The organism is Paenibacillus sp. FSL H8-0079, from assembly GCF_037991315.1.
In the GTDB taxonomy this organism is placed as follows: Bacteria; Bacillota; Bacilli; order Paenibacillales; family Paenibacillaceae; genus Paenibacillus.
Genome location: NZ_CP150300.1, coordinates 3,427,917 through 3,444,426 on the forward strand (window position 1 = coordinate 3,427,917; position 16,510 = coordinate 3,444,426).

Annotated in this window: 13 protein-coding genes; 10 read left to right on the forward strand and 3 right to left on the reverse strand. The window is 43.8% G+C overall.

Going from position 1 to position 16,510, the window contains the following annotated elements; translation table 11 throughout:
- Window positions 1-119: 119 nt before the first annotated feature.
- A complete protein-coding gene (locus MHI06_RS15275) occupies window positions 120-1,178 on the reverse strand; it encodes an alkene reductase (protein ID WP_340398276.1) in 1,059 nt (352 codons plus the stop codon).
- 202 nt (window positions 1,179-1,380) lie between these two features.
- On the opposite strand from MHI06_RS15275, the gene MHI06_RS15280 reads away from it, so the two are divergent.
- From MHI06_RS15280 to MHI06_RS15310, 7 genes are all read left to right on the forward strand, one after another.
- The gene (locus MHI06_RS15280) at window positions 1,381-1,737 is read left to right on the forward strand and encodes a DoxX family protein (protein WP_169479346.1); all 357 of its coding nucleotides are present in this window, start codon (window positions 1,381-1,383) and stop codon (window positions 1,735-1,737) included.
- A 29-nt stretch (window positions 1,738-1,766) separates the two neighbouring features.
- Complete coding sequence (locus tag MHI06_RS15285) at window positions 1,767-2,534, forward strand: pirin family protein (RefSeq protein ID WP_340398277.1); 768 nt, start codon at window positions 1,767-1,769, stop codon at window positions 2,532-2,534.
- Window positions 2,535-2,578: 44 nt separating this feature from the next.
- Entirely contained in the window at window positions 2,579-3,031 is a 453-nt protein-coding gene (locus MHI06_RS15290; protein WP_076328947.1) for a MarR family transcriptional regulator, read from the forward strand.
- Window positions 3,032-3,095: 64 nt separating this feature from the next.
- Complete coding sequence (locus MHI06_RS15295; RefSeq protein WP_340398278.1) at window positions 3,096-4,151, forward strand: LLM class flavin-dependent oxidoreductase; 1,056 nt, start codon at window positions 3,096-3,098, stop codon at window positions 4,149-4,151.
- A 207-nt stretch (window positions 4,152-4,358) separates the two neighbouring features.
- Window positions 4,359-6,275 carry a beta-glucoside-specific PTS transporter subunit IIABC gene (locus MHI06_RS15300; RefSeq protein ID WP_340398279.1) on the forward strand — a complete coding sequence of 639 codons (1,917 nt, stop codon included), beginning with the start codon at window positions 4,359-4,361 and terminating at the stop codon, window positions 6,273-6,275.
- 59 nt (window positions 6,276-6,334) lie between these two features.
- A complete protein-coding gene (locus MHI06_RS15305) occupies window positions 6,335-7,777 on the forward strand; it encodes a glycoside hydrolase family 1 protein (RefSeq protein ID WP_340398280.1) in 1,443 nt (480 codons plus the stop codon).
- A 17-nt stretch (window positions 7,778-7,794) separates the two neighbouring features.
- Window positions 7,795-8,646 carry a PRD domain-containing protein gene (locus tag MHI06_RS15310; protein WP_340398281.1) on the forward strand — a complete coding sequence of 284 codons (852 nt, stop codon included), beginning with the start codon at window positions 7,795-7,797 and terminating at the stop codon, window positions 8,644-8,646.
- A gap of 119 nt (window positions 8,647-8,765) precedes the next feature.
- Here MHI06_RS15310 and MHI06_RS15315 read toward each other — a convergent pair whose 3' ends face one another.
- A complete protein-coding gene (locus MHI06_RS15315; protein WP_340398282.1) occupies window positions 8,766-9,617 on the reverse strand; it encodes an AraC family transcriptional regulator in 852 nt (283 codons plus the stop codon).
- Between the two features lie 129 nt (window positions 9,618-9,746).
- On the opposite strand from MHI06_RS15315, the gene MHI06_RS15320 reads away from it, so the two are divergent.
- Window positions 9,747-11,687 (forward strand): beta-L-arabinofuranosidase domain-containing protein, encoded by a 1,941-nt coding sequence (locus MHI06_RS15320; RefSeq protein ID WP_340398283.1) that lies wholly within the window; start codon window positions 9,747-9,749, stop codon window positions 11,685-11,687.
- A 715-nt stretch (window positions 11,688-12,402) separates the two neighbouring features.
- Here the strand turns inward: MHI06_RS15320 and MHI06_RS15325 are convergent.
- A complete protein-coding gene (locus tag MHI06_RS15325) occupies window positions 12,403-13,827 on the reverse strand; it encodes an MDR family MFS transporter (RefSeq protein ID WP_340398284.1) in 1,425 nt (474 codons plus the stop codon).
- A 177-nt stretch (window positions 13,828-14,004) separates the two neighbouring features.
- Between MHI06_RS15325 and MHI06_RS15330 the strand changes: the two genes are divergently transcribed.
- Both MHI06_RS15330 and MHI06_RS15335 read left to right on the forward strand, forming a co-directional pair.
- Window positions 14,005-14,595, forward strand: a complete 591-nt coding sequence (locus tag MHI06_RS15330) for a TetR/AcrR family transcriptional regulator (RefSeq protein ID WP_340398285.1) — start codon at window positions 14,005-14,007, stop codon at window positions 14,593-14,595.
- Between the two features lie 207 nt (window positions 14,596-14,802).
- Entirely contained in the window at window positions 14,803-16,497 is a 1,695-nt protein-coding gene (locus MHI06_RS15335) for a spore germination protein (RefSeq protein WP_340402124.1), read from the forward strand.
- Window positions 16,498-16,510: the final 13 nt, after the last annotated feature.

A 16,510-nucleotide genomic window follows, 5' to 3' on the forward strand; every position in this document is an offset into this window, starting at 1 on the left:
AAGCTATAAGCGTAGTGAATAATTCAATACTTGTAAAGTAACGGAGTAATAAAATGAACAAATGCCCCACAACAGCTTTGCCGTAGTAGGGCACCGAATAAATAAGGTCAGGTTGACTTTTATTTCATCGTTGGATAATCAGTATAGCCGTGGCTATCTCCACCATAAAAAGTTTTAGGGTCGGCTTCATTCAACGTTGCTCCTGATTTCAAACGTTTCACTAAGTCAGGATTAGCCAGTGCCAAGGTTCCTACTGACACGATATCCGCCAAGTTATTATTCAGGTCTCTATCCAGTTCTTCTAAAGGACGTCCTGGTCGATTAACAATAAGTACATTGGACCAAGTCGAACGAATATTTTGAAGATTTTCTTCATCCCCACCATGCAGAATATGAAGATAAGCCAAGTTCAGTTTAGCAAGTTCAGAAATTAGATATTCATATACTTTTGGACCGTCTGTGCCTTCAATAATATCCCCTAAAGGAACCCCAGGAGAGAGTCGAATTGCTGTGCGACTTGCTCCAATTTCCTCAGCTACAGCTTTTGCTACCTCGATAGCAAATCTAGCTCGATTTTCAATCGAACCACCATAAGAGTCGGTACGTACATTCGCATTTTCAGAAATAAACTGATGTACAAGATAACCGTTAGCGCCATGAATCTCTACACCGTCAGCGCCTGCCTCTATCGCAGATGCAGCAGCTTTGCGGAAGTCCTGAATCGTTTCCTGAATTTCTTTCAGACTTAACTCACGCGGAGTAGGAATATCTTGCATACCTTTTGCAGTATACATTTGTGCCTTTGGAGTAATTGCGGAAGGGGCAACGGGTTGACGGTGGTGAGGTGTATTCTCTGGGTGAGACATCCGCCCTGCATGCATGAGCTGAATGAACAAATACCCTCCGGCCTGATGAACGCGATCAGTGATCTGTTTCCAACCTTTAATATGCTCCTCTGTATAAATACCTGGTGAAGATAAATAACCTTGTCCATCCTCAGACGGTTGAGTTCCTTCACTAATGAGTAGCCCCATCGAAGCACGTTGTTCATAATATTCTGCACTATATGTTCCAGGCGTACCGTCATAAAGGGCACGTGATCTAGTCATTGGGGCAAGAGCCAAGCGATGTGGCAAGTTCAAATTCCCTACGGTTACTGGTGTCCAAGTTGTATTCATACGAAAAACTCCTCTCGATTTTGCGGAAATATGTTTCCGGCAACATAAATTTAACAAACAAATATTTGATTGTCAACACTTAGCGAATATTAGGCAAGAAGGTAAGTCGACTTTATCATTGACACCCATATAGCCTAATGTTAGGATATATTTATCCTACAACTAGGACAAATAATAATAGGATAAAGAGGAGATTGAATTTATGAGTGTTCTATCCATTGTTCTGCAAGTGATATTAGGGTTAGGTTTTCTTATGTTTGGCTTTATGAAGTTTGGGTCCAAGCAGATGGTGGAAGGATTCAAGAACTATGGATATCCTGGAGCGTTCCGAGTATTTACAGGGTTGATCGAAGTCATTGCAGCAGGTTTAGTTATTGCAGGTATATGGAGTGAGGGTTTGGCTGCATTGGGTGGTTTACTCATCGTGGTAACGATGATCGGTGCCATCATTACTCACATTAAAATAAAGGATCAATTAAAACAAATGCTCATGCCGATCATTTTATTAATTCTGGGCTTGGTCGTATTGCTAATCAATTACGGATCTTTGTTTGTGTGAATGGTCCGTTAAACTAAGGGGTGAGTATCATGGGAATCCAAATTATTAAACCCAAAGATCAAGCGAGTGGTCAGTTCGATGGCGGCAAAATAATAGAACAAAAACCAATTGGTTTTTCCGGAGAAGGCTCCATCATTACTCGACTAGGACCCCTATTTTACTGGGCTTGGGCTCATTCTCAGGAACCAGCAGAAATCGGACTCCATCCGCATCAAGGCTTCGAAATCATCACTTATGTAATCAATGGTAAGGCATATCATCGGGATACACTGGGTACGGAAAGTGTTGTACAAGAAGGAGGAGCCCAGCTCATGCAAACAGGCTCTGGTGTACAACATGCTGAGGCGTTAAAGGAACCGACTGAAGCCTTTCAAATTTGGTTTGAACCACATCTAAGCCAAGCCGTTAAACGTACACCTATTTATTCGCAATTCGATTCTAATCAGTTTTCGTTAGTAGATATGGATGGTGTGAAAATCAAAACACTTTTAGGAAACGATTCTCCCATGCAAACTGTGACAGATGCTCAAATGTGGGATGTACTTATTCCTAAAGGAACAGTATATATCCATAGCCTTTCCTTGGGTCGTACATTGGCTAGTTTAGCCATTAGAGGAGACGGAACTCTTTTATCAGATACAATTGAAACAACTCATTTCTCACATAAGGATTTTATTATCGTGCAATCAGAGCAAGAGGAGAGAGTAGCCTTACAAGCTGTAGATCAAGACCTTAGAATCTTAGTTATTGAAGTTCCTACTGAAGTTGATTATCCTTTATACAGAAAACCAAGATAACTAATACAGTTTTTTGGGAAGGTATCTAATAGGAGGTCCTGTACATGTTTCAAGGAGATGAACAAAGTCAGATCGATTTACGGCTTTTCCGTGTGTGGGTAAAGGCTAGTAAAACTGTTTTTGATGATGTTGTAAAAGATATAGAACGATACGGCATTAGTAATGAGAACTTTATGGTGCTGGAACTCCTCTACAATAAGGGACCACACACGGTCCAAAGTATAAGTGAGAAATTTTCGATCCCTAGCGGGAGCATCACATATGTAGTGGATAAGCTTGAAAAGAAAGAATTAGTCAAGCGAGAACCAAGTCCAACAGACCGTCGATCTTCAATTGTAGTCATTACGGATCAAGGCCAAAATGTATTTAAAGAGATCTTTCCTCAACACGTTGAGGTGATATCCAAGAATCTGTCTTCGATTACCAATGAAGAAAAAATACAGTTAACCGATCTTCTCAAGAAACTCGGACTAGGTGCCAGTAAGATCAACGAATGAATTGAGATGAAACCAATTTTTGGTTTCTAGCCTCCATGGAACTCATATGGAAGGACAGACAAAGATGGAACAATATCGTATTCACCAAGATAAAGGGATGGAGATTGGTCTCTATTCCATTGGAGATCATTTAAGCAATCCACTAACAGGCCATCGCATCTCTGCACAGCAACGGATTAATGAATTAATCGAAACTGCCCAGCTGGCCGAAGAAGCAGGACTTAATGTATTCGCAGTAGGGGAGAGTCATCAGCCGTTATTTGCAACTCAGGCACATACTGTGATCCTTGGAGCAATTGCTCAAGCAACCAAAACCATTAAAATCGCCAGCTCGGCAACAGTCCTGAGTACATCCGACCCCGTCCGTGTATATGAAGACTTTGCAACGTTGGATCTGATTTCAAATGGACGTGCGGAGATTGTAGCAGGACGTGGCTCACGTCTAGGTGCCTATGAATTATTAGGTTTTGATGTGAGTAACTATGAAGAATTATTTGAAGAGAAATTGGCTTTACTGCTGAAAATTAACGAAGAAGAGCATGTTACATGGCAAGGGGAATTCCGTGCACCTCTACATCATGCCGAAATCATCCCTCAACCACTACATGGGAAAATGCCGATATGGCGTGCAGTAGGAGGACCTCCAGCAAGTGCGATTAAATCAGGTTTAGCAGGTGTACCCATGATGCTAACCACACTTGGTGGACCGTCAAGAGCATTTAAAACTGCTGTGGATGCCTACCGTGAAGCTGCACGAAGCGCAGGCTTTGATCCTGCAGGATTACCCATCTCCACAACGAGTCTCATGTACGTAGCCGAAGATAGCCAAACAGCCTTACGCGAATATTACCCACATATTAATAACGCTACGGTTCAATTAAGAGGCAGTGGTTACCCTGAGCAACAATTCTTGGCTGCTACCGATTATCGAGATGCACTCATGGTGGGCTCTCCTCAACAAATTATTGAAAAAATGTTGTATCAACACGAGATGTATGGTCAACAACGATTCTTAGCCGAGATCGATGCAGGTGGCGTCAGCATGGATCAGATTAAGAAGAATATTGAACTACTAGCAACAATCATTATGCCTGCTGTTAAAAAACATACACAAACATGACGAATAAAGTGATTGCTAACTAATTTATTGTGTGATATTATGATCCAGTAAACGTTTACATGGATAACGAATTGAATATTAGCAGTGTTTGGCTGTTACTGGTAAAGCAGGCATGACCAAAATGATCTTGCATTTTCCTTACGTGAGTAGGAGAAGGCATATCGTTTTGGTCTTTTTTATATCCAAATTCAGAAATGGGGCATAGGCATGGATTATCGCAAGTTGGGACAAGACATAACGGAATTGGTTGGGAAGAAGGATAATATCGCTCGGCTTACGCACTGCGCAACTCGACTTCGGTTCGAACTGCACGATATCTCCAAAGCGGAGACAGAAAAACTCAAAGCACTTCCAGGTGTCATTACTGTTGTGAACAATGGTGGACAATACCAGGTCGTTGTGGGCAATGAGGTGCAGCAGGTCTACCGAGTTATCACTCAGCAGATGGGTTCAGGCACTCGAAGTGCGGACTCCAGATCAGATACCGGAAAAAATAACGGACCTAAACAGAAACAGAGCTGGATTTCCAGATTCATCAGCGTGATCTCAACGACATTTACTCCGGTAATTCCGGCAATCATTGGCGCAGGTATGATCAAAGCGATATTAGCCGTACTTGTGCTGACAGGCCTCGTAACAACGGAAAGCCAAAACTATTATATCCTTAACACCATTGCGGACGCGGCGTTTTATTTCATGCCTATTCTGCTGGCTTATGGAGCTTCGATTAAGTTCGAAACAAGTCCAATTCTGGCGATGACGGTTGCGGGTGTGTTGTTACACCCGGGATGGAGCACCCTGATGGCGGAAGGAAAAGACGTATTTTTCATCGGTGTCCCAGTTCGACTAACCGATTACGCGGGCTCCGTGCTGCCGATTATTATCGTCGTTTGGCTCATGTCCTATATTGAACGTTTCGCGGATCGGGTATCACCTTCCATGATCAAATTTTTCACGAAACCGATGATTGTGCTATTGATTACAGCACCACTTGCATTGGTGGCGATCGGGCCTTTCGGAACATATCTGAATGATCTGGTTGCGATGGGTGCAGAAGCAATTAATGCCAGAGCCAGTTGGCTGATTCCTTTGTTAATGGGAACTTTACAACCATTCCTGATCGTTACAGGTACCGCATGGGCGATGACGCCGATTGCAACTAGCCAACTGACCAAAAATGGATATGAAATGATCAACGGTCCGGGTATGCTTGCGTCTAACATTGCTCAAGGTGGGGCTACGCTTGCTGTAGCATTGAAAACGAAAAACAAAAAACTGAAGCAGCTCGCTGCTTCATCCGGTTTCACTGCTGTGTTGGGTATCACGGAACCATCCTTGTACGGTGTAACGCTGAAACTGAAGAAACCCTTGATTGCCGCAATGATTGGTGGTGGCGTAGCAGGGATATACGCTGGTCTGACCGGATTAGTACGTTATGCCTTCGTTTCTCCCGGGCTTGCCGCGTTACCTGCCTTCATTGGCAGCAATCCGATGAACATCGTTCATGCCATTATCACTTGTCTGATCGCCTTTATCGTGACCTTTGCTCTGACGTGGATTATCGGTTTTGAGGATCCAGTGGATGATGATGAAGAAGGCAATGCCAACGTTAACGATGACAAGGCACTTTCCGGGCAGCCTGTTCAAGACGTACCGAGCCAAAATGAATTACGCCCACTTACAATCGCCAGCCCGATGCAAGGGGAATTAGTGCATCTGGACCGTGTACCAGACGATGTTTTCTCTTTGGGATTACTGGGTAAGGGCGCTGCCATTATTCCTGCAAAAGGAGAACTGTATGCACCGATCGCAGGTGAAGTTACGGCTTTCATGGACTCCAAACATGCAGTCAAATTAAATGGTTCCAATGGAGAAGAGGTACTTATTCATATTGGCGTAGATACCGTCAACCTGAAGGGGAGACATTTTGACTCATCCATTAAAGTAGGGGATCGGGTACAACAGGGTGACTTGTTGATCAGCTTCGATATCGACGCCATCAAGGCAGAAGGCTACGAAGTCATAACCCCGATCATTATCGCCAATTCGGATCGTTTCCCGGACATTAAGCTGGAGAAGCAGCGTTCTGTGGAGGTTGGAGCGACCATTATGCACCTTTCGTAACAACCATAATACGGGCCGTGATATATCTTGATTAAAATTAAAATGAAGGAGGGTTTGAGATGTTATATCAACACATCCAACCATTTCCCAATGAATTTCTGTGGGGAGGCTCTACCTCGGCTTATCAGGTGGAGGGAGCCTGGAACGAAGATGGCAAAGGCCTGTCCATAATTGATATGTGTGATCATCCGGCTGGAACCGCTGATTTTACAGTTGCGAGCGATCACTATCACCGATTCAGAGAAGACGTGAAGCTCTTTGCAGAGCTGGGCCTCAAAGCGTATCGTTTTTCCATTGCATGGACTCGAATCTTGCCCTCAGGCACAGGGGATGTTAATGAGAAAGGACTCCAGTTTTATCACCAATTGATTGACGAATTACTGCTCCATGGCATTGAACCGATTGTGACGATGTATCATTTCGACTTACCTTACGCGCTTGAGAAAACCGGAGGATGGAACAACCGAGAGACGATCAATGCCTTTGTCGAGTATGGGCGTATCTTGTTTGAGCAATACGGGCATAAAGTGAAATATTGGTTAACCATTAATGAGCAAAATACGATGATTCTCCATCCAGGTGCTATTGGTACACCAAAAGGTGGACGTTTGCCATCCAAAAAGGAACTGTATCAGCAAAATCATCACATGTTTGTAGCTCAAGGCAGAACGATGCGACTATTTCATGATATGCTCCCGCAAGGCAAGATCGGTCCTGCATTAAACATGACTTCCATGTACCAGGCAACCTCCAGACCAGCAGATGCAATCGCTGCACATAACTGGGAGACGATTCGTGGATGGGGTTTTCTCGACTTATCGGTGTGGGGACGGTATAATCCATTATTCTGGAGTTATTTGCTGGAACGTGGTATCGAGCCGGTTATTGAGCAGGGAGACATGGAAGACATCCAGTCGGGACGTCCCGATCTGGTAGCTATCAATTATTACTCAACGGCAACCATTGCCGCCAGTACGGGCGATGCGTCGGATGTTACAGCTCGTGCAGGGGATCAGCAAATTATGCTTGGCGAGCAGGGAGTGTACCGGGCCGCGGAGAATCCTTATACGGAAAAAACGAAATATGGCTGGGTTATTGACCCGGTTGGCCTAAGGCTGACATTACGTAAGGTATGTGAACGATATGGTCTCCCAATTTTAATTACGGAAAATGGTATAGGAGCTCCGGATGTACTGGAAGCGGATCACACGATTAACGACACGTACCGGATTGATTTTATTGAGAAACACCTGGAGCAGATCAGACTGGCTCTAACGGATGGTGTGGATGTGATCGGTTATTGCCCTTGGTCCGTTATTGACGTGGTAAGCACCCATCAGGGTTATGGGAAACGCTACGGCATGATCTATGTCAACCGCGGTGAACAGGATCTGAAAGACTTGAAGCGCTTGAAAAAGAAAAGCTTCTCGTGGTATCAGGAGGTCATTAAACAGAATGGCAGATGTATCGGAAATTCGGATCAGGCGGTCACGAAAGAATAAAGGATCGTGATGAATGCATGAAAGTAATCAAAATATTGAATAACAGCTTGCTTCTGACCAAAGATGAACAAGGACAAGAAGTGATTGTCATGGGAAAAGGCTTGGCATTCAAAGGCAAAGTCGGCGAGCGACTGGATGAAGAGCACATCCAGAAACGATTCATTTTGCAAAATAATCCGTCTGCCCAGGCTTACGTACGAACCATCGAAAACATGCCGGAATCACATGTGAATGTCATTAACAAACTGATTTCCAATGCGAAAGAAAAGCTTTCACTTGACGACCAAATCTTCTTTACGCTTATGGATCACCTGTCATTTGCCATTGAACGTTGGAAAAAAGGTGTATCATTACAGAATCGCATGTTGTGGGAGATCCAGAGGTTTCATCCGGTCGAATTCGAACTGGGCCTGGAAGCCGTCCATATGTTGAATCAAGAACTTGGCATTGAGCTTACGGAAGAGGAAGCGGGCAATATCGCCTTTCATTTCGTCAATGCCCAAACGCATGAACAGAATATGGAGCGCACGATGCAATCCGTTAAAATGTTAAAAGATATTTTTAACCTTATTCAATATAGCTTTGATATGCAATTGAACAAAAACTCCATCCATTATGTGAGACTCGTCACACACCTGCAATTTTTTATCCAGCGTTTACAAGAGGGCCGCTTGGGCAATTCGTCGAAAGATTTCATCTTTCAGCACATGGTGAAGGAGCATCCACTTGAATACAAATGCGCGGAGATGATTAAAACCTACGTGCAAAACATGCTGGATATCTCCATAGCGAACGAGGAATTATTATATTTGATGATTCACATTGCTCGAATTGTGCAGGAAGAGCAAGGTGACGAGGGACAATTATAGCGTTGATATGTTTGCGAATATAAAATTACGAAATGATCATGTAGCTACGACCGTTCTCTGGTACTTCACCGGAGAACGGTCGTTTGGTTTTTCAATTTACAACTTCCCTATGAGTCTAACTAGTTCAGATATTTCTTGCGAAACTGGAGGGGAGATATTCCAACACTTCGCTTGAAGCAGGTAGAAAAGTAAGGAGCATATTGAAAGCCTACTTCTGCCGCTATACGATCTATTGACCATTCCGTGGAGACTAGAAGCTGCTTGGCCCGCTCAATCCTGAATTGTAGTAAGTAATGAACAGGTGTAACACCATATTTCATTTTCATACAGCGAACGATGTAGCTAGGGTGGAAGTGTAGTGCCGACGAGAGTGTTTCATTGGTGATCTCTTCTTGGTAGTGTTGCTGGATGAAAACAGCTACTTTCTCGGCAAGCCGTGAAGCAGGCGTTTTGGCCATATCGGAGATGCCATTTTCGAGTATAGCCAGAAAACGGAACAGCAATTGTTGCTTCTCCCAGAAGGAATCACCTACCGGCAGTTCCAAGAGCTGTTGCATTAGATCAAATGCGAGCTGGGGACTTAGTACCGTTGATTTCTTAGGTACTCGTATTGATTTTGGCTTATCGAATGGCGATAACGGAAGTACCGCTTCCGATTCTTCTATTAAGGGACTCTGATGCCAGTTCCCATGCTCAAAATGAACCCAGTAAAACGTTGTTTCCTGTTCACAGGGCTTGAATGAGTAATGCTCACCTTCAGGCAGTAATACCAGTGCATCACCTATGCCAAGTGTCCATTCCGTCCCGTTCTCACCGATGTGTAGTTCCCCATCAACCACGAGCAATACATCAAATAGGCCGAAATTTCTTCGATTAGGATGACGGTCGCCTACACGGAACGTTGAACGGCCAGATTCCCAGTAATATGGAAGAGGTGGGGTTTGTAACGCAACAATTAATTCTTCATTCAATGAATTGTCCTCATTTTTTAGTGTCATTTTGTATAGAAAAAAGCTCATTCCATTACTATTCTCACTTTAAGAAAAAGCATATACTCGACTTTGGAAAGAGTCAAATTTTATACTTTTGAGGTGTGTTTAATGGGACAAAACCAGATCCAAATTCATGACCAATTTTGGAATGCGTATACCAATCTTGTACGAGAAACGGTTATTCCCTATCAATGGGAAGCTCTGAACGATAGGGTAGAGGACGCTGAGCCTAGTCATGCCATTCGAAATTTCCGTATTGCCGCTGGCTTGGAGCAAGGAGAGTTTGGCGGGTGGGTATTTCAGGACAGTGATCTCTACAAGTGGTTGGAGGCCGTTGCTTATTCGCTCCGTCATCATCCAGATCAGAGGTTAGAGAAGATCGCCGATGAATCTATCGAATTGATTGGCCAAGCCCAACATGACGATGGTTATCTGAATACCTACTTCACGATCCAGGAACCTGGAAAGCAATGGACCAATCTTTACGAAGCTCATGAGCTGTATTGTGCAGGCCATTTAATTGAAGCAGCGGTTGCTTATTATCAGGCGACAGGCAAGCGTAAATTGCTAGATATCTCTTGCCGATTCGCTGATCTGATTGATCGTATGTTTGGAACCAATCCGGGACAAATAAGGGCCTACTGTGGTCATCAGGAGATTGAATTGGCTCTGGTTAAGCTATACGGGACTACGGGAGAAGAGCGTTATTTGAACCTTAGCCGATACTTTATAGATGAACGGGGAAAGCAGCCCAACTATTTTATCGAGGAATGGGAACGCGGAAGCCGGACAAACATCTGGTCCCAGGGAGCGCCTAATCTTGAGGTCTATCAATCTCATCTACCTGTTCGTGAGCAAAAGGTAGCTGTTGGGCACTCCGTTCGGGCAGTTTACATGTACACGGCGATGGCTGATCTTGCGCGACTAACAGGTGACGAAGAGCTGAAGGAGGCCTGTGAACGGCTCTGGTCGAACACAACAGGCAAACAAATGTATATTACCGGAGGTATTGGTTCAACACATCTCGGGGAAGCCTTTACGTTCGACTATGATCTTCCGAATGATTCCGTTTACTCGGAGACCTGCGCTTCGATTGGTTTGATTTTCTGGGCACGTCGCATGCTTCAATTGGAAGTTAAGAGCGAATATGCGGATGTGTTGGAGAGAGCGCTGTACAACAATGTGCTGGGCAGCATGTCTATGGATGGGAAACACTTCTTCTATGTCAATCCACTTGAGGTATGGCCAGAAGCAAGTCTCAAAAATCCAGATAAACATCACGTAAAGCCCGTCCGACAGAAATGGTTTGGCTGCTCCTGTTGTCCTCCCAATGTTGCACGGTTGCTAGGTTCGTTAGACGATTATATTTACGACGTGTCTGAGGATGGCAGAACGATCTATACCCATTTGTATATTGGAAGTCAAGCCTCGTTCGAGCTTGCCGACACTACAATAACATTGCATCAACGCTCCGAGCTTCCCTGGAACGGTCGCGTTGAATTCGCGGTTCAGCTTCCCAAAGATAGCGAATTTGCCGAGTTCGAGCTTGCGCTGCGTATACCAGATTGGTTCCAAAACGGACAGCCCACCTTGAAAGTAAATGGTGAACAGCGAGATATTCATGTTGAGAACGGTTACGCTAAAATAAAACGCAGCTGGTCAGATGGTAATACAGTGGAGTGGCTGCTTCCGATCGAGCCGAAGTTAGTTGCCGCACATCCTTTAGTTCGGGCAGATGCAGGCAAGGTAGCCATTCAACGCGGACCGCTTGTTTATTGCGTAGAAGAAGCAGACAACGGGGCACCGCTCACTTCGCTCGCGTTGGCTTCGGAGCCACAATTAACCGCGTATGCTGATCCAGATTTGCTAGGTGGTTGTGTCGTGGTAGAAGGGGACGGTCTCGTGACTGACGACAGCGATTTATGGTCAGATGAGAAGCCTTACCGTTCTTATATTAAGCAAAAAAAGGAAGTACGTTTTAAGGCCATTCCCTATTATCTGTGGGGCAATCGCCTGGCTGGTGAAATGAGCGTGTGGCTGCGTTATTAAAGAGGAAGTAAGGACGCACTTGAGTCTTTCTTTGCTTACTCTTCGTAAAGAGTATATTAGAAAAACGAAGGCGGTTAATCCACCTTCGTTTTTTTCTGTTTTCATGACACTACCTAACGATTAACCGTTGTTGTGCGCTGCCAGAAACTGTTTGATACGCATTGGATTTTGACCTGTGAGTTCTTTGAAATCCTGAGTTACCAGCTCATATTCACCTTTAGCTGAAGCCGCATCAAAAGAAGCGAGAGCTTCCGCTTAACTCTCCAATATGTTTGATGAAACGCTCGAACGAATTAAATTCGCTCGATTTTTACGTTTACGAATGATGCCTTCCAACAGAGGTTGTTCAAAAATGAATGGATCATGTAAAGTTTTCAACAAAAAACAGCTCCCATATAATTAATTATTATAAATGTAATATTCCCTTGGCTTTAACATTTAACAAAATGATACAACACCCCTCCTGACAACAGCATGTCAGTAGCATTTCACTCGATTATCTTAATTAAATCCAGGGTGGAGCAGAAGGGAGGATATTAGCATATTAATCCATACGAAATGAGAAATCTCCTGAGGCAGATACAACTATAAAGCCACATTTATCCATATGTATAACTATCTATTCGGTGACGAAATGAGAACCTCTTCTTAATTAGTAGACACGACTAATAAGAAGAGGGAATTTTGAGCGGTTATCATTTTCGTTCAACTAACTTTAGTTGCTGTTTACTTTTTTTCGTATTCTCAGACTAAGCAATGCTCCTATAGCAGCAATACAGGCAGCCAGCACAAAGGTATCTCCAAATGCTCCAATACTAAACAATTCCACTTGGTTGTTATCTGAATCATATACGCTAGATCGATACGTTAGGAAGCTCGTTAATCCTGCAATAGCAAAAGAAATCACAATGCTGGATGCTGCAGAAGTTAAGGGTGTGACTCTGCTAATGAGTGAAGACGGTGCAGATTGAAGGATAAAAGTATTCAGGGACATCATGCATAATCCCATGCCCATCCCTAATAGTGCTATGGAGAAAACAACGAATGGTAACGAGGAGTCCATATCCAGATTAGATAAGTTAAGCAATGCGATGGCAATAATAGACAGTCCCGAAAAAGCTAAAGGACGAATTCCCAAATAATCATATATTTTTCCACCGATGGGCATGAGGACTCCTGAAGTAATAGCCATCACACTCATAATTAACCCTGTTGTGAGAGGGCCATATCCTTTGAATAATTGTAAATATTGCGGAATAAAAACTAATGAGCCGTTCAGAGCCATGTATTGTATCCAGCTCACCGTAATTCCTTTCCTAAAGTCAGCAGAAGAAAATGCACGCAGTTCCAATAGGGGATGCTTATGTTTTAGCTCGTTGATAATAAAGAGGGTCAGTACTATTCCTCCACCAATCAAAGCAGTTAATCCCATAGTATTCATTCGCAGACCATCACTAATATGGGTAATACCATAGGTGATACTAACAAATGACAAGGGGCCTAATATCATACCTGGAATATCCAAAGCCAGGGTTTCTTTTTTTTCTGTGACGGGTAAAAATTTAATTCCTAACACGAGAGCAAGTATCCCGATTGGAACATTAATAAGGAAAATCCAATGCCACGTTACAAATTCAACCAGCCATCCCGATATAACTGGACCACTAGCGGGAGCCAATAACATAGGAATACCGAGCAAACCCATAACCTGACCTTTTTTTCCCTCCGGAGCGATTCGAAATACCATGGCCATCCCGATGGGCTGCACCATTCCTCCTGCCAAACCCTGAATGACTCTAAACGCAATCAATTGTTCTGCCGTCTGAGCAAACGAGCAAAGTAGTGAGCTGAGAGAAAATAAAACAACGGTGATCAAAAAGGCTTTTGAAGCGCCAAGCCGATCCGAGATCCAGCCAGCGAGCGGGATCGTTGCTGACATAGCTAACATATAACCCGTTATTGTCCATTGTAATGTTGCAAACGTGGTCTCTAAGTCATGCGTTAATTTGGGAATCGCTACATTCATGGCTGTACTGTCCAGCATAACCATCATCATACCTAGAACAATAGCTATCAATGGACGAATCAATGCCCCTAATCTAATTTCTGAATCCAAACTCAACGTATCTTTACTCATCATTTTTCTCCATTCCCACATGGTGTTGATCTTCATAATTGATTATTGATCACGTCGATCATTATAATAAAAGAAGGTAGCAACTCAATGATCATTCATTCACCCTGTGTTCATTAATCAACATAAACCGGGGAGATGATCAGTAAATGACAGAGGAATTTTTGAAAGGGAAATGAATATATGGATATAAACGAGGATAAACGTATTATTCGGACGAAACAGATTCTTAGATCCGTTTTTATAGAACTCGCCACGGAAAAGGGATTAGCGAATGTAACCGTAAAAGAGTTGACGGAGCGAGCAGGGCTAAATCGGGGAACGTTCTATCTACATTACAAGGACATCTATGATTTTTGTGAACAATATACTAACGATATCTTACATGGCTATAAAAAAGTCATCATGAAACTCAGTTTTCTACGCAACACGCAGGGACCCTTTATTGAACCTCCTTATGCTTATATCAAACCCTTTGATTACGTGATTGAGAATAAAGAATTTTTCAAGTTCTTTATGGGACCACATGGCGATCCTGCTTTTGCGGTAAAATTAAGGGAACTGCTGAGAAAGCAGCTGCATCAGTCATTTCAGGCGAGACACGGTCAGTTCGTTGAAATTTCGACAAAACAACAATACGTATTTTCCTATATCTCTTCTGCCTATGTCGGCACTCTGGAATTTTGGATATCGCAAGGAATGGATTTATCATCTAAAAATATTGCTGTTCTTTTCTCTGAAATATCACAATTAGGTTCGTCCAGTTTGGCGTGATCTGCTTCAAGAATCGTGTTTGATGTAACTGAACAAACAAAACGATTTAAGCTGCGACCGTTTCTCGGTATTCTACTGGGGAACGGTCGTTTTATTTATTTCGAGTCAATCGATGATAACTATGTAAAGGTCATGAATGCATGAATTGTAGAATATTGGTCATTCTACTTGAAAACAGTATGTGATGTAAGGAGATCTGATCAGGTGATGTGGAAACAAATACTGGATCATATACCTGACTGGAGTGCCTGGGCGGGCACCGTATGCCTAACGTTAGTACCTTTTCTCATTATGGGCCTGTTTCGCCAGATCAAGCTTATGGATGCGCGGCTGGGCCAACGAAAGCAGAGAATGGAGAGTCCTCCCGCTGAAGAAGAACAGTCGGGTGACCCTAGTCCTGTTCCAACGGTTCCAGATGATAAAGCCTTGTTATACACAGATGAACTTGTGACCAACATGAATCGCTTCAAACAGGTTGCGCTGGATATGGATGATATTAATGAACGAACATTTTATCTAAGTAACCTGGATTGTCATGCTGTCTTGTATTTTGTCGATGGTTTAACCGATAAGATGGCGCTGGATCATAACGTGTTGAAACCAATGTTGGAGTGGGGAAACACGCCACTTGAGAACGGGAAGTTCACTCCCGAACAGCTGGTACATTTACTGGATCAGCAGCTGTTGCTGGTATCTGAAACAGAATTTGTGAAGGAGGTCACTCCGAGTTTGCGCAAGGTCCTGTTTGGCTCCGTAATCCTTTTGCTGGATGGGGTTCAAGGGGCGCTAATTCTGGGAACGCCAAAGGGGAAATCTAGATCGATCGAGGAGCCGGTATCGGAATCAGTTCTTCGGGGGCCAAGGATTGGCTTCACGGAAGTGCTTAGTGACAATACAGCCATGCTACGCAGACATGGGGAAACGAATGAACTTGCAATGGTGTCGTATAAAGTGGGGAGTCGAGTCGAGAAGCAACTCATGATCGTCTATTTTCGGGATATTGCTAATCATGAACTGGTCGACGAAGTCAAACGGCGTGTGCGCGCAATTGATGTAGATGAAGTACTGGAGTCCGGTTATGTGGAGCAGTTAATTGAAGATAATTTCCTTAGCCCATTTGCCCAGATTCAAAATACGGAACGACCAGACAGGGTCATGGGGGCCTTGTTAGAAGGAAGGGTCGCGATCCTGCTCGACGGGTCACCATACGCCCTGTTAATGCCGGTTACCTATGCCATGATGCTGCAATCACCCGAAGATTATTATGAACGCTGGATTCCCAGTTCGTTTATTCGATTCTTACGCTTTGTAGCGACCCTGATTTCGCTATTTGCCCCAGCCATATACATTTCGTTTATCTCGTTTCATCCTGGACTCATTCCTACCAACTTGGTGATTTCAATCATTGGAACGAGGCAGGGTGTACCTTTTTCCACGTTAATTGAAGCGCTTATTATGGAACTTGCGATTGAGATTTTGCGAGAGGCGGGATTGCGATTACCGAAGCCTATTGGCCCAGCCATGGGGATCGTTGGTGGTCTCATCGTTGGACAAGCTGCGGTGGATGCCGGCATTGTAAGCCCCATCCTGGTCATCGTTGTTGCGGTGACGGCGATATCTTCTTTTGCCACACCTATGTACAGTGCCGGTATTGCGATGCGGTTATTACGCTTTCCCATCATGTTCACCGCCGCGATGTTCGGATTATATGGTGTGATCATGGCTTTTCTGTTCTTGGTCATCCATATGTTCAAATTAAAAAGCTTTGGCATTCCCTATGTAGGGATGGCTGCTCCGCCTTCCATTAAGGAATGGAAAGATTACTTGATTCGTGCTCCGCTTCAGTTCATGCGGCAAAGACCCGGGTTGTTACAGACCAAAGACCGGAAACGCAAGAGTTAACACGTAACACTTA